This window comes from Anaeroglomus insulsum, from assembly GCF_050689095.1.
Taxonomy (GTDB): Bacteria; Planctomycetota; Phycisphaerae; order Sedimentisphaerales; family Anaerohalosphaeraceae; genus Anaeroglomus; species Anaeroglomus insulsum.
In genome coordinates, this window is sequence record NZ_JBOGCL010000003.1 from 104,770 (window position 1) to 123,181 (window position 18,412).

At 52.0% G+C, this 18,412-nt stretch carries 16 protein-coding genes and 1 tRNA gene; 12 read left to right on the forward strand and 5 right to left on the reverse strand.

From position 1 onward, the window contains the following. Window positions 1-113 precede the first annotated feature (113 nt). The 3 genes from ACQ9LF_RS04055 (at window position 114) to ACQ9LF_RS04065 (ending at window position 2,839) form a co-directional block, all read left to right on the forward strand. Complete coding sequence (locus ACQ9LF_RS04055) at window positions 114-1,745, forward strand: uroporphyrinogen decarboxylase family protein (protein WP_462488091.1); 1,632 nt, start codon at window positions 114-116, stop codon at window positions 1,743-1,745. Then, window positions 1,727-2,695 (forward strand): CobW family GTP-binding protein, encoded by a 969-nt coding sequence (locus ACQ9LF_RS04060; RefSeq protein ID WP_462488092.1) that lies wholly within the window; start codon window positions 1,727-1,729, stop codon window positions 2,693-2,695. The genes ACQ9LF_RS04055 and ACQ9LF_RS04060 overlap by 19 nt, the downstream gene beginning before the upstream one ends. A gap of 70 nt (window positions 2,696-2,765) precedes the next feature. Then, a tRNA-His gene (locus tag ACQ9LF_RS04065) sits at window positions 2,766-2,839 on the forward strand. A 145-nt stretch (window positions 2,840-2,984) separates the two neighbouring features. On the opposite strand, the gene ACQ9LF_RS04070 is transcribed toward ACQ9LF_RS04065, so the two are convergent. Then, window positions 2,985-4,316, reverse strand: coding sequence for a hypothetical protein (locus ACQ9LF_RS04070; RefSeq protein ID WP_462488093.1), 1,332 nt, complete (start codon window positions 4,314-4,316; stop codon window positions 2,985-2,987). Window positions 4,317-4,480: 164 nt separating this feature from the next. Continuing rightward, window positions 4,481-6,097: an L-aspartate oxidase gene (nadB, locus tag ACQ9LF_RS04075; RefSeq protein ID WP_462488094.1), complete on the reverse strand. Its 1,617-nt coding sequence runs from the start codon at window positions 6,095-6,097 to the stop codon at window positions 4,481-4,483. A gap of 213 nt (window positions 6,098-6,310) precedes the next feature. Between nadB and ACQ9LF_RS04080 the strand changes: the two genes are divergently transcribed. The 4 genes from ACQ9LF_RS04080 (at window position 6,311) to ACQ9LF_RS04095 (ending at window position 8,654) form a co-directional block, all read left to right on the forward strand. Then, a complete protein-coding gene (locus ACQ9LF_RS04080) occupies window positions 6,311-6,703 on the forward strand; it encodes a GntR family transcriptional regulator (protein ID WP_462488095.1) in 393 nt (130 codons plus the stop codon). 187 nt (window positions 6,704-6,890) lie between these two features. Beyond that, window positions 6,891-7,424: an RNA polymerase sigma factor gene (locus ACQ9LF_RS04085; RefSeq protein ID WP_462488096.1), complete on the forward strand. Its 534-nt coding sequence runs from the start codon at window positions 6,891-6,893 to the stop codon at window positions 7,422-7,424. After that, the gene (locus tag ACQ9LF_RS04090) at window positions 7,421-8,131 is read left to right on the forward strand and encodes a hypothetical protein (protein ID WP_462488097.1); all 711 of its coding nucleotides are present in this window, start codon (window positions 7,421-7,423) and stop codon (window positions 8,129-8,131) included. Before ACQ9LF_RS04085 ends, ACQ9LF_RS04090 begins: the two co-directional genes overlap by 4 nt. Window positions 8,132-8,489: 358 nt before the next feature. After that, on the forward strand, window positions 8,490-8,654 hold the full coding sequence (locus tag ACQ9LF_RS04095) for a hypothetical protein (RefSeq protein WP_462488098.1): 165 nt from the start codon (window positions 8,490-8,492) through the stop codon (window positions 8,652-8,654). Here the strand turns inward: ACQ9LF_RS04095 and bioD are convergent. From bioD to ACQ9LF_RS04110, 3 genes are all read right to left on the reverse strand, one after another. Continuing rightward, complete coding sequence (gene bioD, locus ACQ9LF_RS04100) at window positions 8,619-9,380, reverse strand: dethiobiotin synthase (RefSeq protein WP_462488099.1); 762 nt, start codon at window positions 9,378-9,380, stop codon at window positions 8,619-8,621. The two genes, ACQ9LF_RS04095 and bioD, sit on opposite strands and share 36 nt — an antisense overlap. A gap of 156 nt (window positions 9,381-9,536) precedes the next feature. Then, complete coding sequence (gene bioA / locus ACQ9LF_RS04105) at window positions 9,537-10,916, reverse strand: adenosylmethionine--8-amino-7-oxononanoate transaminase (RefSeq protein WP_462488100.1); 1,380 nt, start codon at window positions 10,914-10,916, stop codon at window positions 9,537-9,539. After that, window positions 10,916-11,497: a hypothetical protein gene (locus ACQ9LF_RS04110; RefSeq protein WP_462488101.1), complete on the reverse strand. Its 582-nt coding sequence runs from the start codon at window positions 11,495-11,497 to the stop codon at window positions 10,916-10,918. The genes bioA and ACQ9LF_RS04110 overlap by 1 nt, the downstream gene beginning before the upstream one ends. Window positions 11,498-11,637: 140 nt before the next feature. Between ACQ9LF_RS04110 and ACQ9LF_RS04115 the strand changes: the two genes are divergently transcribed. The 5 genes from ACQ9LF_RS04115 to ACQ9LF_RS04135 all read left to right on the forward strand — a co-directional run bounded on the left by ACQ9LF_RS04115 (window position 11,638) and on the right by ACQ9LF_RS04135 (window position 18,411). Beyond that, window positions 11,638-12,177 (forward strand): lipid-binding SYLF domain-containing protein, encoded by a 540-nt coding sequence (locus ACQ9LF_RS04115; RefSeq protein ID WP_462488102.1) that lies wholly within the window; start codon window positions 11,638-11,640, stop codon window positions 12,175-12,177. A 213-nt stretch (window positions 12,178-12,390) separates the two neighbouring features. Then, a complete protein-coding gene (locus ACQ9LF_RS04120) occupies window positions 12,391-13,284 on the forward strand; it encodes a phosphoribosylaminoimidazolesuccinocarboxamide synthase (protein ID WP_462488103.1) in 894 nt (297 codons plus the stop codon). Between the two features lie 14 nt (window positions 13,285-13,298). Then, window positions 13,299-14,096, forward strand: a complete 798-nt coding sequence (locus ACQ9LF_RS04125; RefSeq protein WP_462488104.1) for an ABC transporter ATP-binding protein — start codon at window positions 13,299-13,301, stop codon at window positions 14,094-14,096. Between the two features lie 207 nt (window positions 14,097-14,303). After that, window positions 14,304-15,881 carry an alpha-N-arabinofuranosidase gene (locus tag ACQ9LF_RS04130; RefSeq protein ID WP_462488105.1) on the forward strand — a complete coding sequence of 526 codons (1,578 nt, stop codon included), beginning with the start codon at window positions 14,304-14,306 and terminating at the stop codon, window positions 15,879-15,881. Between the two features lie 28 nt (window positions 15,882-15,909). Next, complete coding sequence (locus ACQ9LF_RS04135; RefSeq protein WP_462488106.1) at window positions 15,910-18,411, forward strand: alpha-L-arabinofuranosidase C-terminal domain-containing protein; 2,502 nt, start codon at window positions 15,910-15,912, stop codon at window positions 18,409-18,411. Window position 18,412: the final 1 nt, after the last annotated feature.

An 18,412-nucleotide genomic window follows, 5' to 3' on the forward strand; every position in this document is an offset into this window, starting at 1 on the left:
AAATCAAATATTCAAAGACCTGCCGTTTTTTTCCAGTTAGATTACAAATAAGGACCCTGATGCGGGTTTTTATTCATTGAATCGAAGGTGTTGTACTTTGAGGAGTAATGCAAGTGACTGGAAAAGAACGTGTTATGACGGCGATGCGGGGCGAGAAAACAGACCGCATTCCGTGGGTGCCTTTTGTGGGTTGTCATGCAGGGGCTTTGATTGGGAAACCCGCAGATGTATATCTAAAAAGTTCTGATTTAATCATCCAGGGGATATCAGAAGCTGTCAGGCGATATAAGCCGGATGGCTTGCCTGTCGCATTTGATCTGCAGATTGAAGCAGAGGCCCTGGGGTGCCAGTTAGCCTGGGCGAATGAGAACCCTCCGGCCGTGATTAATCATCCTCTGTGTAATGGTGATGGTGTGAAATTGGGGGATTTAAAAGTTCCCGGCCCGGATGCGGCACGTCTGAAAGTAGTGTTGGATGCGGCGGGGAAACTGAGAAAAGCCCATCCGGATATTGCTTTATATGGATTAATTACCGGACCGTTTACGCTGGCCCTGCATCTTCTGGGCACGGATATTTTTATGAAGATGTTCGATGATCCGGAGTATGTCAATCAGCTCATGCATTTTTGTGCGGATGTCTGTCAGGCGACGGCGGGATATTATATCGAGGCTGGATGTGATATTGTGGCGCTGGTGGACCCGATGACCAGCCAAATTGGGCCGGATCAGTTTGTGCAGTTTGTTAGTCCTTATGTGACCACCGTATTCGAGTCGATTCGTCAGCGGGCAGCGTTGAGTTCATTTTTTGTCTGCGGTCATGCCCAGCAGAACATTCCGGTTATGTGCCAGTGCAAATGCGACAATATTTCGATTGATGAGAATATCCCTCTGGATTATGTCCGGCAGGAATGTATCAAGCATCATATCAGTTTTGGAGGTAATCTGCAGTTGACCAGTGTGCTGTTGCTGGGCGGGCCGGTGGATGCTCAGAAAAATGCCATTGCGTGTATGGAGCTTGGCGGAGATACGGGATATATTCTTGCGCCAGGCTGTGACCTGCCGTATGCAACTCCGCCGGCCAACCTTGAAGCTGTGGCGGAGGTGGTTCTGGATTCATACAAACGGCAAGTGGTTAAAACGCTGGCTTGTGAAACGCCGGAACAGGATAAGCTGGATATGAACGAGTACGGCCAGGCGGATAAGGTCATTGTGGATATTATTACGCTCGACTCTGAGGCCTGTGCGCCGTGCCAGTATATGGTCGATGCGGTTAAGCGAGTGGCTCCGGAGTTTGAGGGAATAGTGCAATGGCGTGAGCATAAGATTAAATACCGTGAATCGCTGGTGTTTATGACATCGCTGATGGTGCGGAATGTGCCGACGATTTGCATTGACGGTGAGATTGTCTTTGTGTCGCGGATTCCGCCCCGGGATGAATTGATTGCGGCGATCCAAAAACGCATCAATGAGAAATTCCGGCTGCGGATTCAGCAGAAAAAGGCTCGGCTGTATGTGCTCGGGCAGGATTGCGACAAGACAAATCAATTGAAAAATAATCTGAAACAGGCGGTTACCGAATTGGGGGCGGATGTGGATATCCAGCTTGTCAAAAACGAAGACACAATCCGTTCGTATGGTCTGACCTCTGGACAGCTTCCGGCAGTCGTGATGGCACGATTTCAGGTCAAATCGATTCGACATGTGCCGCAGGTGGCGATAATTAAGGAATGGCTCAAAGACTTATGATCGACGTCTGGATCCTTGGTGGTTATCTGGGAGCGGGCAAGACCACAGCCCTGAACGAATTGCTTACAGGCGGGCCGATTGCACAGGCCAATCCTGCGCTGATTATTAATGAATTTGGTCAGATCGGTGTGGATGGGGCTCTGGTCCAGCGTCGTGAGCTGGCTCGATTCGAAATCAACAAAGGCAGCTTGTTTTGTATCTGTACCAAAACGGATTTTCTTAAGGCCCTTTCCGAGATTGCTGTCAGCGGAAAGCATAAGGCTGTGCTTATCGAGGCGACCGGGATTGCAGAGCCGGTGGATATTGAAAATTTCCTGACCGAGGGACCGCACGCCGGGTCTTTTTGCCTGCGTGGCAACCTTTGTATTGTGGATGCGGCTCATTTTACCCAGGTAGCGGCATATTTGAGACCGGCTGTGTCACAGGTTTGCTGGGCAGATGGAATAATTATCAATAAATGCGACCTTGTGGCTGAGCCGCAGCTGAAGATGCTGCGAACTATACTGGAGACGATGAATCCCAATGTGCCGGTTATGGAGACCGCTTTCGGCAAGATAGAACAGCCATTTTTGGATCGTATTACCCACCGATCTCGCAGGGAGAATCTGGTTTCGTGTGCACCGGAGCAGCTCTTTGCGGTATCGTTTAGCACGAATCAGACCGTCTCGGAAGAAAAGTTTTTCGGTGTGCTGGAAAATATGAAATCCTCTATTTTACGGCTTAAGGGAAATGTAGCGTTTGACTCTGGCCGGGTTTTTGTGGAAGTGGTTTGCCAGTCGGTCCAAAGACGGCCTGAGGTGGGGGAATTATCGCTGCAAAACAAGGCTGGTACAGCATTTACGGTAATTGCCTGGAATACGGACAAAGAGTATCTCCGCCGGCAATTTGAACAATGCTGGTCAAGTATGCCCCTTAAAATAGATAATGTAAAGCGTGAATGTTGTTCTTGACAAATGTTTTTTTTCCGGCTACAATTTGCCCCTTGCAGTTGGGCAGAGGGTATTTCTGCTCAGCTTCGTGGTGGAAGTAGCTCAGCTGGTTAGAGCATCAGATTGTGGTTCTGAGGGTCGCGGGTTCGAATCCCGTCTTCCACCCTTATCAGGAGTATTTACGTTTTTGCCTGGGGGGTGCAGTATTCATTCCAACGGATACAGCATAGCAAGATATTTGCGTCCACGAATGATTCACATTGTCGGCCGATTGGCTGAAAGAACAAGATGGGCTTCCTGGCCAAACGTTTTATCGCTCTGGCCTGGGGGCGGCAATGAAATGAATCACAACGCATTGATCTGAAAAAGTCAGGGTCAGTATGCCGTCGGCATAGTCGGTTAATGTCCTGGGACGTTCGAGTGTGAGGGTGATTTTTCCTGATGCCAGGGATGTCTTATCGCAGGAATGCAAAATCAATCCATTGCCTTCAAAGGCATAGTCCGTCAGTACTGGTATCTGCCTGGCGGGTGATTTGACCCTAAGCGTATATTCCTTTTTATCCGGCAGGACCCAAACATAACACGGGGAGACTTCTACCGGCGCAATCGCTGCGGCGGCTGCAGCGGCAGTTTGTTTTTCCCGGGCGATCAGTTCCTGTGCTTTTTGTGCATTTTGGGCCATTTCCCTGTCGGCTGCGGGCGGTGCCAGCTTGCCAAAGGCAGAATCGCGGGTATTGGCGGAAGATGGCTGGTTCGGGTCGGTATTCCTGATGCGGTAATCAACTCCCAAAATCCGGTCAGAAACCCAGGTTCCCTCGGGAAATTCGAAGTTCAGTGTGTCGGCGGAAACAGGCTGATTCAGGGAAAGCGACCTGACTGTGACCTCGGTTGCCAGTGTGTCATTGGAGTCATAAATCCAAAACCGAAACGGTGCCCACAGACCGTTTATCTGCCGGTAATCGCCCCGGGCATATTTCTGGATGCGTGTTTTATCCCAATTCAGCCATTCGTAAACCACAGGCATATACCCCCTGGACGGATCGATGGTATAGCGAAACAGCGGAGCGTTCGGTTCAGGCCCTGCCGGAATCTCTAAGCTATACGTGGAGGTCTTTGCGTCAAACGAAAGGTCCGTTTTGTCCGGATGATCCCTCACGAATGCCATTCGCTTGTCTTCGGCTCCCGCGATGGTCAGGTCATACCACAAAACCACATCCGGGGTTATTGAAAACCACCCCCCGATCTGGTTATCCTCATTTTTGTCAATGCGACCGCGACGGTGTTTTGTTTCGATGAGGTCTTCATGATAATAGGTCTTGCTCCTGGGGGTAACAACCGCGACTTCCTTGAAGTGCTGCTGCAGGGAGCCGGTTTCCGAAAATGCTTTGGTGATATACTCAGCGTACACGGTTGTCCCATCGGTTCGATATATCGCTTCCTGGGAATACATCAAGACGGGTTTGTCCTGTTTTTCCTGGGTTGGATAAAATCCTTTGATATCCATTGCCGCTTCCATCGAGATATATCGGGCTCGCGATGCCCGCATCATCGAGACAAGCTGCTGTGGAGTGATATCCGCCTGACAAAAAGATGAGCATAATCCCACAAAACCTGCCAGTATGCATAATAATGTGCGTTTCATTTTTTTCTCCCTGGAAAAAATGAATTTTCATCTTCAATCATACTTGGCCCCCCCCCGGGGAATGTTAAGAAAATTTCGTCTTTTTTTGCAAATTCAGTATTTTTACGGACATGTTATGCAAATTGCAAAATCTTGCTGCGTAAGCAAGGCGAAATATCCGGGATTTATGTTTCTCTAACCTGCTCGATGTGTCTGGCGAAGGCGGCATCGTCGCGTTCGGGAAAATCGCTGCGGAAATGCACGCCGCGGGATTCGGTTCGCTGGGCGGCGGCCTGAGCCATTAATAGCGATACAGTCAGCATATTCTGGGTTTCCCAGCCGAAAGGCTTTTCGAAGACTTTATCCATGACGTACCGCTGCCAGAAGCGGATGATTTCCTGGGCCTCGTCCAGATGTTTGGCCTGGCGGGTGATGCCGACATTGCGCCACATCAAAGCTCGCAGGGAGTTGCGTACGTCTTCGGTGTCCAGCCGGCTGCGGTCGGACGGCGGGATTTCGATGGTCATTTTGCGATATTCGGGCCCGGCCATTTTCTGGAGCCACATCAGCGCCGACTGGCCGGCGATTTTGCCGAAGACCAGGCCTTCCAACAGGGAGTTGCTGCCCAGACGATTGGCTCCGTGCAGGCCGGTGGAGGCGACTTCGCCGCAGGCAAACAGGCCGGGCACATTGGTTCGGGCCTCGAGGTCAATCTTGACGCCGCCAATCATATAGTGAGCACTGGGGCGGACGGGAATCATATCTGTGGCGATATCGATATCGAAGCTCTCGCAGATTTCGCTGATCAGCGGGAACCGTTTGGCAAAGTGGGGCTTGTCGAAGTGCCGCAAGTCCAGATAGACATGTGTTGAGCCGGTCTTGAGCATCCGATCCAGAATCGCCCGGCTGACGACATCACGCGGGGCCAGTTCACCGTCAGGATGATATTTTTTCATAAACGCCTTGCCGGTGCTGTCGCGGAGAATCGCCCCTTCGCCGCGCAGGGCCTCAGTAATGAGCGCACGGGAAGCGCCTGCGATATACAGCGTGGTGGGGTGAAACTGCATCATTTCCATATCCCGCAGGATCACCCCGGCACGATAGGCCATGGCATGACCGTCAGCGGTGGCGACTTCGGGATTGGTAGTTTCGCGGTAGAGTCTGCCGGCACCGCCAGTGGCCAGGATGGTCGCGGCCCCCCAGATGATTTCAAAGCCGGAATGGGGACGATAGCCGATGACCCCCAGACAGCGCCCGTCGGGGCAGGTCAGCAAGTCAATTGTGTAGAAATGTTCGATGATGTTAATATTGGCCTGCTGCCGCACTTTTTCGATGAGGGCTTCGGCAATCCCCCGGCCGGTGGAGTCCCCGAGAGCATGGGCCACGCGGGCGTGTGAATGACCGCCTTCGCGGGTGACGTCGAGTTTGCCATCCACGCGGTCGAATTTGGTGCCCCAGTCGGCCAGTTGGCGAATCAGGCCGGGGCCTTCCCTGACGACCCGCTCGACGACGGTTTTATCACAGATGCCGCAGCCGGCACGGAGGGTGTCTTCGATATGCGACTCGAAACTGTCTTCGATGGCCAGCACTGAGGCAATGCCGCCCTGGGCATTCCAGGTGTTGCTGTCAGACAGTGCCCCTTTGCAGACCAGCGTTACATCACATTGTTCCGCGGCTTCCAGCGCCGCCCGCAGTCCCGCAACCCCGGCCCCAACCACCAGGCAATCCGTAAATAGCTGCTGGGTCGAGCCGGTATTGACCGGAACAAGATACCGTCGAAAATCAGGCTGTTTTGGTGACATTGTTTTGATCCTATCGGAAAAGAACTTATTTTATTGAACCTGATTGATGGGGGCAAGGGAAATCACGCGTGAATCATAATGCCTTATATATAAAGGCGTTATATGTTTTCATCAAAAAGGGTTTATAGGTATTTTATGAACAAATCAGAAAATACGTTGCCTTTTTGATATTACTGTATTACTATACTAATACAGTCAAAGAAAGGGTCACTTGTGATACTTGACATCGATTTCCATAGCGGCGTACCGATATACCGGCAGATTGTGACGCAGGTGCAGCGGCTGATTTTGTCGGGGATTCTGGGGGAAGGTCACCAGATGGAGTCGGTTCGGGATTTGTCCGGCCGGCTCAAGGTCAATCCAATGACCGTCAGCAAAGCATACAGTATTCTGGAATCAGAAGGTCTTCTTCAGCGGCGACGGGGGATTGGGTTATTCGTGGCACCGCTGGCCGAGTCTCGCAAGGCCAGCCAAAGCAAGGCACTTTTTGACGCCCTGCTCAGTGATGTGGCGGCGGCAGCGGTTCAGATGGATATCGATTTGCCGCAGGTCATTGCGGGATTAACGGAACACTATCAGAGAATTCGCTCTCAAAAGGAGGTATAATTATGACAATGGTGGATACCCTGGTTCAATTTCGTGATGTTGTCAAACATTTCCGCGCAACAACCGCCCTCGATAAGGTTTAATCTTACTGAACAGAAAAACCGTGACAAAAAACTTCAAAATTCTGGCAATTCTGGGAAAATGGGCTGTATGATTAAGTCTAATAGAATGAATTGAGCGATGGGTAATGGATAAGAGCAGGCAGAGACAATTGGTGTTGGCCTCGGCCAGAGGCGACAAAACGGCGTATGCCGAGCTGATCCGCCAGTATTATGGGGCGGTGTATGGACAATGTCTGGCCATCGTCAGCCATCCGCAGGATGCTGAAGACATTGCCCAGGACGTTCTTTTGAAAGGCTATATCAAGATCGGTCAGTTGCGTGACCCGGACCAGTTCGGGCCGTGGATCCGCAAGATTGCGCAAAATCACGCGCGGACCTTTCTGGGCGGCAGGAAGCAGGAGCTTGAATTCAATGAACAGATTAGCGAACCAACACTCAGCCACGACACCAGCCAGGACGACTGCGAGCAACTGCAATGGGCCATCGGCAAGCTGCCGGCGGAATTGCGGACGCCGCTGGTATTGTATTACTTTCACGGCAAGACGCTGCGAGCCGTCGCGGAGCAACTGGGGGCCTCCCTGACGGATATTCATCGGAAAGTCCGCTGTGCCCTGGCACAGCTTTATCAGTTAATGAAGGAGCAGGGAGATAAGGTATGACTCATCCTTGCCAAGACTATAAAAACAAAATTTTAGATATGTCCCTGGAGATGCTTGAAATCTCCGAACAGATCAGCGTTTTAGAACACATCGACCAGTGTGCCGCATGCAGGGCATACTGGGAAGGCCTGCAAGCCGTCGAGGAGCAGGTCGGGCGATGGACGGGAGCTGAATGTATGACGGATAAAATCGACAAAGTCATCGAGAAACTCAACGCCTCGGACCTGCGACAGGAACCGGGCGTGCAAAATCGGCAAATTGGATGGACAATAGGGTGGAAACGTATTGCGGCAATCTTTTTAATCGCGGTTGGGGTTATGCTTCAGGCGGTTTATTTCGTGCATATCCGCCCGGGGCTTCGCAAGACCATCGGCAGTGATATTCAGGGAGTTTTAAACAATACCGCCGAACCCGTCCCCACCAACAAAGCGGAATATGCCAAACGGCTGGAGCAGGAAAAACAGCAGGTCGAGCGAGCCCGCACTACCGGCCGGATTGGACAATTGGAACTGTTGCTGGATACAGGACTTCCGGAGACGAAAGTGCTTGCGGCCAGCATCCTGGCCCAGATTGGCGATGCCAGCGTCCTGGATACCCTTGAAAACCACAGTGCTAAATGGCCCAAAGACGGGACGGAAAATCCTTTTCAGAAGGCGATTGAAGCCATCCAGAAACGATTATCTGAAACGAACACCATGCAACAATGATGCTTTCAGGTGTCTATGCCCAGCGGGTATGATTAGTTCGCGGCGGCCATAGGCTGCTTTTATACCGCGCGTACTCACGGGGTAACGTTACCCTACGCAGCCGCGGTGATAATGCTGTTGCTGGAAGCTGGCGGCTGAAAGCTCTTTAGCCGCGACGAAACGGGAAATTTCAAGTAGCAGTATATATACACTACCCCCGAGCCCTCATTGGTGGCAAAAGGAGCGATATCTTCATGGGCGAGGGGGGCTTTTTTGTATCGGCGAAAATCCCACATTTTTCATTTTTTTGACACATCCGGCCGCTTTCCCTTACTGGACTATTGCATTAGAATAATCCTCTAAGGAACAGGGTGGATTTATGACTGAAGAACAAAATCTGGTACGAGCTTCACGACAGGGGGATTGTCGAGCCTTTGAGCGGCTGGTCGAAAAATATCAGATGACCATCACAATTCCAACTAAAGAGGAATACAAACAGCAGAAAGAATCAGCCCCTGTGGAATCCCTGCCCCATAATCCGTGAGTACCACTGGCATTCGTCAAGACCAGCCAGAGTCATGGGACCGATGCGGAGCTGCTCGACGCTGGATTCTTCATCATACCCGACCACGGCCAGAATGTCGGTTTTGCCGAACTGGGCGATGATATCCGGGGCGGTTTCCTCGGCCAGTTCGGCGGTAGCGGTATTGTAGCCGCTGATGACCACACCCGCCAGCGGCAGATTTGCCCGGCGAATCGTCTCAATGGTCATCAGGGAATGATTAATCGTCCCCAGGTTGGGCCGGGCCACGACCACCGCAGGCAGTCCGATCTGAACCGCCAAATCAAGAATCGTATGCTCTTCGTCCAGCGGCACCAGTACCCCTCCGATGCCTTCGACCAGCACGACATCGCACATCCCGGCCAGATAATTGTACATTGCGGCAATCTGTTCATAGTCAATAGGCCGTTTTTCGGCCCGGATACACACGACCGGCGCGGCGGGAATCTTATAGCAAACCGGTGTAATCACCGACAGCGGGAAATTCGTCTCCGCACACATCGCCAGGAATTCCGCATCCGTACTGACCAGCCCTCCGCGTTCCTCGCGGCAGCCGGTGGCAATCGGCTTGAGTACGCCGACCTTCAGGTTATATTGTTTTAGAATTTTGGCAATCCCGCCTGTAATCAGCGTCTTGCCCACACCGGTGTCGGTGCCGGTGATAAACAGCCCTTTGGTTTTTTGAAAATGGAGGTCACGCAGATTCATTTATACTGATCCTACTTGAAATTTTCCGGTTCGTCGCGGCTAAAGAGCTTTCAGCCGCCAGCTTCCAGCAACAGCATTATCACTGCGGTTGCATAGGGTAACGTTACCCCGTGAGTACGCGCGGTATAAAAGCAGCCTATGGCCGCCGCAGAATAATCATACCCGTTGGATATACAGCCCTTTGACAATTTCCGGCAGGTCATTTTGGATGCTATCGCAGACCACCGCCAGCAGCTTGGTTAACGTCATTCTATCCATGGCCGGGGCGGGCATCAGCACGATAACATCACCCAGCGGCCGCAGCATGACACCTTTGGGCCGCATCGCCGCACACAGTTTGGCTCCGACGGTGTGTTTGTATTCAAACGATTCTTTGGTGGTCTTGTCTTTGACCAGTTCAATGCCGGCCATCATCCCGCATTGCCGCACATCTCCCACAAACGGCAGGGCCCGGATATCTTCGAGGGCGACAAACATTAAGTCTGTTTTTTCGGGCATTTTGTTCAACACATGATTTTTTTCGAACAAATCCAGACTCGCCAGCCCTGCTGCACAGGCCAGAGCATTCCCGGTATAGGTATGGCCGTGATAGAAAGTCTTAAACTCCTCTACCCGACCGAGGAATGCATCGAAAATCGCCTGCGTCGTCAGTGTCGCCGCCAGCGGCAGATATCCGCCGGAGATGCCCTTGGCGACACACATCAGGTCGGGCCGAACCCCTTCGTGTTCGCAGGCAAACATCTTGCCGGTTCGACCAAATCCCGTGGCCACCTCATCGACAATCAGCAGGACATCATATTGGCGGGCCAGCGTTTCGACTCCCTTCAGAAAACCGTCCGGATGAACAATCATTCCCGCCGCACCCTGCACCTTCGGCTCCAGAATAATCCCGGCAACTGTTCCGGCGTTTTCTTTGAGCAGGGTCTCGATGGCATCGAGACTGTGTTGGGCGCATTGCTGCGGCGTGCCGTTAAATCGATATGGATGCGGCGTTGGAGCAAACAGCGTCTCAAATAACAGCGGCTTGTAAATCCCATGAAACAACTCCATCCCGCCGACACTGACTGAACCAACGGTATCGCCGTGATACGATTCCCGCAGGGCAATAAACCGGCTGCGCTGCTTATCGCCGCGGTTATGCCAATATTGGAAAGCCATCTTAAGGGCGATTTCGACCGCAGTGGCCCCGCTGTCGGAATAAAACACTTTGGCCAAACCCGGCGGGGCAATCCGAATCAGCCGTTCGGCCAGCTCAATGGAGCGGTTCTGCCCCAGCCCCAGCAGGGTGCTGTGAGCAATTTCATCCAGTTGACGACGAATTGCCTCATCAATCATCCGTACGCTGTGTCCGTGCACATTGCACCACAGGCTGCTGACGCCATCGATATAGCGTCGACCTTCGGTATCGATCAGATAATATCCCTCGCCTCGCTCGATAATGACCGGCTCGCCCGCAAGCCAGTCGGCCATCTGGGTAAATGGATGCCAAAGGTATTTTTTGTCCAGCTCAATCAGTCGTTGTGTTGTCTTATGCATTATTTTTTAATAATGATCTTCGGTTCCAGTTGCATGGGGTCGCCAAAAAACCCTTCCACTGCATTATATTTACGAATGAAACCCTGCAGTTCCCGCGGGGAGGCGGTCAGCACCAGAGCGTCCTGCGTTTTTTCATGCTTGACCAGCGTCGGGTCTTTTTCGAGAAGCTTGTCCAGAAAATCCGGATTGATGGCGGCTATCAGCAATTTGCCTTCGCGGACCTCGACTCGCCAGAAAGTATGGGCACGGAGCAGGTGCCCGGCATAAATAGTCCCGACATTCAGCTTGACATCACTGTGCGGGAACAAATCCAGATACCGCACATCCGACAATTCCACCAGATGACCTTCGAAACGATTTTCCAGCTTACCACGATCCTTATCTTCTTCCGTGATCAGGATTGTGTAGCGTTTCTCGTTCGGGTCGCCGGTAAACTGCCATACGGTGTCCTCGTGCTGCCAATCTCCCAGCAGGGCGGCATCATAAACCAAAGATTCTGTGGTGTAAAGTTCGTGCAGGCTCGGCACACACCCGACCATCCCAAAAACCGACAAAAGCAATATGGTTCTTATTGTTTTCATAGTTGCCCCTTTCAATTCTGGTTTTATTGACCTACTACATACCGGCACAAAATACTTGAAAGTCGCGGTTTCTTTGCCTACTATGATAACCGCAAAGAAGCTCTGATACAAACAGGAAAAGTCCATGGAAAGGAATCGCTATGAAAACAGCTCTGAATTGTCTGGTTGGCTGCGCACTGATTTGGGTATGCGGCTGTGCAACGGCACCTGAACGAGATGAAGGAAAGGCGGTCTTAAATGCTGAAGTCAAGGAAGCCATTGCGGCATTCAAAGCCAGGGACCCCGACATCGAACGATTCTTTCGCGATTCAGAAGGATATGCGGTCTTGCCCAAGGTAGGCAAGGGGGCTTTTATTGTCGGCGGAGCCTGGGGACAGGGGGAAGTGTACCGCAAAGGGGAACTGATTGGATATACCAGTCTCAGTCAGGCCACAATTGGGGCTTCACTGGGGGGCGAGAGTTTTCGGGAAATTATCTTCTTTCGAACCCATGCCGATTTGCAAGTCTTTATGACGGGTGAGTTTACTTTCTCCGCTCAGGCGACAGCAGTCGCATTGGATGCCGGGGCGGCGGCCAAAGCCGATTACCGTGACGGCATGGCTATTTTTGTCATTGCCGACAAGGGCCTGATGATTGATGCCTCGATTGGCGGACAGAAATTCAAATTCCTGCCAAAATAGAAATCTCACACAAGATGATTCAAACTCTCATCAAAGCGGGCCTTAAACCCGCTTTTTATTTGTCTTCCTGGTACCCTGATACTGAGACCGAAGGGCGATTGAGAATGGGGTTTTGTGGTAATCCATAGACAAATTGGTGAACAGCGAGTATAGTGTGAGGATGGTCTGGTCGGCCGGACCGGATGTAAGTAGGCAAGATAGTGGAGAATGATTATGGCAAATGTGATATTACAGACGCAGATACCGAATACCAACGTCCGGCGTGGCAAAGTGCGGGATGTCTATGATCTGGGAGATAAAATGCTGCTGGTCGCATCTGACCGGATTAGCGCCTTTGATGTGATTATGAAGACAGGTATTCCGCATAAGGGCCAGGTGCTGACGCAGATATCGAAGTTCTGGTTCGGGTTCTTGGCCGGCATCGTGGAAAACCATCTGCTGTCGGATGATCCCAGGCACTATCCGGCACCGTTTTGCGATTATGCCGAGCAATTGGTGGGGCGATCTATGCTGGTCAAAAAGACGCGGGTGCTGCCGGTCGAGTGTATTGTGCGCGGGTATATCACAGGTTCAGGCTGGAAGGAATATCAGAAGCAGGGGACGGTCTGCGGGATTAAGCTGCCGGCGGGCTTAAGGCAGTGTGATAAGCTGCCGGAGCCGATTTTTACGCCCTCGACCAAGGCCGAGCAGGGGCAACACGACGAAAATATCAGCTTTGAGGAAGCGGTCAAGACTTTGGGACAACAAAAGGCCGAGTATGTCCGCGATAAGAGCATTGAGGTCTTCAAAAAGGCCAGTGCTTACGCAGAATCGCGGGGAATCATTCTGGCGGATACGAAGTTTGAATGGGGTGAAATTGACGGGCGGATTATCCTGATTGATGAGGTATTGACACCGGATTCATCACGATTCTGGCCTGCCGATAAATATCAGCCGGGGCGGGATCAGGAAAGTTTTGATAAGCAATTTGTCCGGAATTATCTGGAAGACATCAAGTTTAATAAATCGGGTCCGGGAGTCGAGTTGCCTGCTGAAATTGTGGCCAAAACACAGGCCAAATACATCGAGGCTTATGAAAAGCTGACGGGCAAGAAGTTTGCGGTTTAAGGCTGGAATCTGATATGAGGTTGCAATCCGCAGACTCTCCCGCGGTGATTGAACTGTCCAATGTTCATTTTATCCGGCAGGATAAGACGATTCTGTCGGGAATCAACTGGCGCATTGCGCCGGGGGAACATTGGGCCATTATGGGGGCCAATGGCTCGGGCAAGACGACGTTACTGAAGATTATCACCGGCTATGAATGGCCGACGTTTGGGCAGGTCACGGTATTGGGGCAGCGTTTTGGCCAGACCAATCTCCGCGAACTGCGGAAGCTGATCGGGTGGGTCAGCTCGTCGATTGAACAGCGGTTGCCTGCGGAAGATAAGGCTTTGGATATTGTGGTATCCGGGATTGAGGCTTCACTGGGGTTGTTTCGGACGTTTACGGCCGCGGAATATGATCGGGCAATGGAGTCACTGGTGATGCTGAAAGCACAAGCTATTGCCCATCAATGCTTTGGAACCCTTTCGCAGGGCGAGCAGCAAAAGGTATTAATTGCTCGATCGCTGATTAATCGACCCCGGGTCCTGATCCTGGATGAGCCTTGTGCAGGGCTGGATCCGGCGGCAAGAGTGCATTTTTTAAAGGATTTGGAGCACTTTGCGGCAATGGCCCAAGCACCGTCGATGATTATGGTTACCCATCATATCGAGGAAATCGGACCCTGGACGACAGGGGTTTTGCTGCTTAAGGGGGGGCGGATGATGCAATCCGGAACTGCGGATGAGGTCCTGAATTCAAAAAATATGACGGAATTGTTCGATTTTCCGTGTGAAGTGAAACAAAATAAGCACAGGCGGCATCTGATAGTCTGATTTTCCGCGAAGAAGCCGCGGAAAAAATTTTTGTTTTTACTGTACTATACTGTACTATACCGTAGTTGAGAACGGTAATTATTTGGCAAGGTCAAACGGAGGTTTTTCATGGCATAGAGATTTTCTCACAGTGTTACAGGCAAGTCGAATCCAGAATTCACCGCATTAAAAAGGACATATAAACATCAAAAACAAGGAGAACTCGTTATGAAGATGGTACGATGGGCGGTATTGGTAAGCATAATAACGTTAACCGGGCTGGGCGTGGCCGGGACAACCATTTATTCCGGGCCGGAGAAGGTCAATACGCTGGTGATTGATGCCACCAAAGGGATTTCGACGATTGAGCCTGAAATTTACGGGCATTTCGCCGAGCATCTGGGTCGCTGTGTGTACGAAGGATTCTGGGTTGGTGAGAATTCGCCGATTCCGAACGTGCGTGGGATTCGGACGGATGTGGTGGAGGCGCTGAAAAAGCTGAATATCCCGGTGCTGCGTTGGCCGGGAGGGTGTTTTGCGGATGAATATCACTGGAAGGATGGGATAGGTCCTCGGGACAAGCGACCCAAAATGGTCAATACCCACTGGGGTATGGTTACCGAAACCAACGCCTTCGGCACCCATGAGTTTCTGGATCTCTGTGAGATGCTGGGGTGCGAAGCCTATATCGCCGGCAATGTCGGGTCCGGCACCGTGGAAGAACTGCAGGATTGGATTGAATACATGACCTTTGACGGGGACAGCGAAATGGCGAATCTGCGGCGTGCCAATGGTCGTGAGAAACCCTGGAAGATCAAGTATGTGGGGATTGGCAATGAGAACTGGGGCTGCGGCGGGAACATGACGCCGGAGTATTACTCGGATGTCTATAAACGGTATGCAACCTATGTTCGGGATTATCCGGGCAACCGCATTACCAAGGTTGCCTGCGGGCCAAACGGCGAAGATATGAAATGGGCCGAGTCGATCATGAAGAATATTGGTACTCGGATGGATGCCTACGGCCAGCACTACTATGTTCGCGGGTTGGGTTCCTGGGATCAGGGAAAGAAAGGCAGTGCCACGAATTTCGACGAGCGGGAGTGGTTTGCCCTGATGAAGAATACGCTGCATGTGGACCAGCTTATCCGGGAGAACAAAAAGATTATGGATCGGTATGATCCTCAGGGGCGGGTCCATTTGTATATTGACGAATATGGTACCTGGTGGGATGAGGAGCCGGGAACCAAAGCGGGGTTTTTGTATCAGCAGAATACGCTGCGGGATGCGGTCTCTGCAGCCATCTATCTGAATACATTTAACACTCACAGTGACCGAGTCAAAATGTGCAATATCGCCCAGATTAATAACGTGCTTCAGGCGATGATTCTGACAGACAAGGAAAAAATGCTGGTGACACCGACATATCATGTCTTTGAGATGTACAAGGTGCATCAGGGAGCGTCACTGCTGGCCAGCGAGCTGGCTTGTAACGGGTATCAGTCCGGCAATGAAACACTGCCGTCGCTGAATGTGTCGGCATCCAAAGACAAGGCTGGCGTAATTCACATTACACTGGTGAATCTGGACCCGACGGTGCCGGCGGAGCTGAGCTGTGAGCTTAAAGGTGTGACCCCCAAAACTGTTCACGGACGCGTGCTGACGGATGAGAAGATGAATGCACATAATACCTTCGAAAAGCCCGATGCGGTCAAGCCGGCGGAATTCAAGGCCTTTGAACTGAAAGAGGGCAAGCTCCATGCAACGCTGCCGTCCAAATCCATTGTATTGTTAACGATTGAATAAAGTCCCTTATACGATAAAGGATATCCTTATGCGACATACGACGTTTCGAATGCGGATGGTGCTGGCTTGTGCAGTGGGCCTGATGGGATTGCATCAGGCGGCACAGGCGGTGCGGGTCGATATCAAAGCCGACGGAAAACAGGTTCAGGTCAGTCCGGACTTGTATGGGATTTTTTATGAAGAAATCAATCATGCCGGCGACGGCGGTTTGTATGCGGAGATGGTGCAGAACCGCTCCTTTGAAGAACATCTGCCGCCGGGTAATGCCCGTGTGGAAAACGGGGGCCTGGTTACCAACAACGGCTGGCGGTATAACAAATGGGTCAAGTCCGACCTGCATGCCTGGTCTAAAGTTGAACAGGGCGGTGCAAAGGTTGCGATTCGAGTGGATGATGCCAATCCGCTCAATGACCAGACGCCGCTGTCGATGCGGGTTGAGGTGCAAACCTCGGGCGAATTTGCCGGCGTGGCAAACGAAGGCTACTGGGGGATGTCGGTTCGCAAAGGCGAACTGTATCATCTGAGTTTTTACGCCCGCAGCGAAAGCGGACATCAGACAGATGTGACGGTTCGTCTCGAAAAGGCCGACGGCAGTGTGGTTTATGCTGAAACGACAGTGGCCCATGTCGGCGGCGACTGGAAACGTTATGCATGCAGCCTCAAGGCCGATGCGACCGATGCCAAATCCCGACTGGCGATTGGTTTTGCCAAACCGGGGGTGATGTGGCTGGATATGGTGTCGCTGTTTCCTGAAAACACCTACAAAAAGCGTCCCGGTGGTCTGCGTGAGGACCTTGTGAAGATGCTGCAGGGGCTTCGTCCGGCGTTTCTGAGGTTCCCGGGCGGCTGTGTGGTGGAAGGTTGTACGCTGGAAAACCGGATTCAGTGGAAAAAGACCATTGGTGATATTGCCCAACGGCCGGGCCACTGGGACCTGTGGGGTTACCGTGCCACCGATGGCCTTGGCTATCATGAATTTCTGCAGCTGGCCGAAGACCTGGGGGCAGCTCCAATGTATGTGGTCAATGTCGGCATGAGCTGTCAGGCACGCCATGCAGAGGTTGTGACCGACCCTGAGGAACTGCAAGCGTATGTTCAGGAAACCCTGGATGCGCTGGATTACGCAATGGCGCCGGTAAGCAATCCGTGGGGAGCCTTGCGGGCAAAACACGGTCATCCGGAACCGTTCAAGATTAAATATGTCGAAATCGGCAACGAAAACGGCGGCGAGGTCTATCACAAGCATTATGCGGTTTTCTATGAAGCGATTAAGAAAAAATACCCGCAGGTGATTACCATTGCCGACCAGCCGATTCCCAATGCCCCGATGGAAATTGTGGATGAACATTTCTATGTGGCCCCCAGCTGGTTTTTCAGCAATGCCGATCGCTATGATAATTACGACCGCAAGGGGCCCAAAATTTATGTCGGGGAGTATGCCGTCAATCGTGATGTGCATTCGGGCAATCTGCTGGGGGCACTGTCGGAAGCGGCATGGATGATGGGCATGGAACGCAACAGTGATATCGTCGTGATGGCGTCCTACGCCCCGTTGTTTGAAAATGTCAACGATCGTGAATGGCCGGTCAACCTGATTCGGTTTGACAGTTCACGTGTGCTGGGCCGCAGCTCATACTACGTCCAGAAGATGTTTGCTGACCATAAACCCACCACAATTGTTGAAACCCACATTACCGCTGCAGATGCCAAAGAAGATGCCCCCCAGGGTCGGATAGGACTGCGGACCTGGCTGGCAGATGCGGAGTACAAAGACATTCGCGTCACGCAGGGCGATACCGTGCTGTATAGCTCCGATTTTTCAAAGGATGCTGCAGGGTGGAAATCGATGATTGGCCAATGGGTCGTCGAACGTGGGGTCTATCGCCAGCCCGATGCGCGGGCTCAGGATACCCTGACGGTTTTGGGTGAGACGACCTGGGCGGATTATACCATTGAGCTGAAGGCCAAACGTAATGCTGGAGCGGAGGGCTTTATGGTGGTCTTCCGCAATAACGATCAACGCTGGCTGCAATGGAATTGCGGCGGCTGGGGGAACACCCGGCATGCCATTCAGGCGGTTGAGGGTGGTGATGCCCGGATTCTGACTGAAAAGCCCGGCAGCATTGAGGCAGGACGCTGGTATGATGTCAAGATTGTGTTGTCTGGCAAACGTGTTCAGTGTTATCTGGATGGTCAGCTCATTCACGATATTCAGGCGAATAACCCCGTCCCCCGGACATTCTTTGCCAATGCGGGTTTTGAAGAATCCAGCGGTGATCTGGTTGTCAAGCTGTGCAATGCGTCTGCTGAGACGGTGCCGGCGGAGATTGCTGTAGCGGGTGTACGTGAGGTTGAAAGCGTCGCCAGGGTGATTACGCTGACCGGTGCCGGACCAACGGATGAAAATACGCTTGATGAACCGACGCGTGTTGTCCCGACCGAAACAACGTTTAATGGGGCGGGCAAGTCATTTGTGTATCCTGTCAAGCCGTGGTCAGTGACGATTTTGCGAATTCCCGCGAAACGCTAAA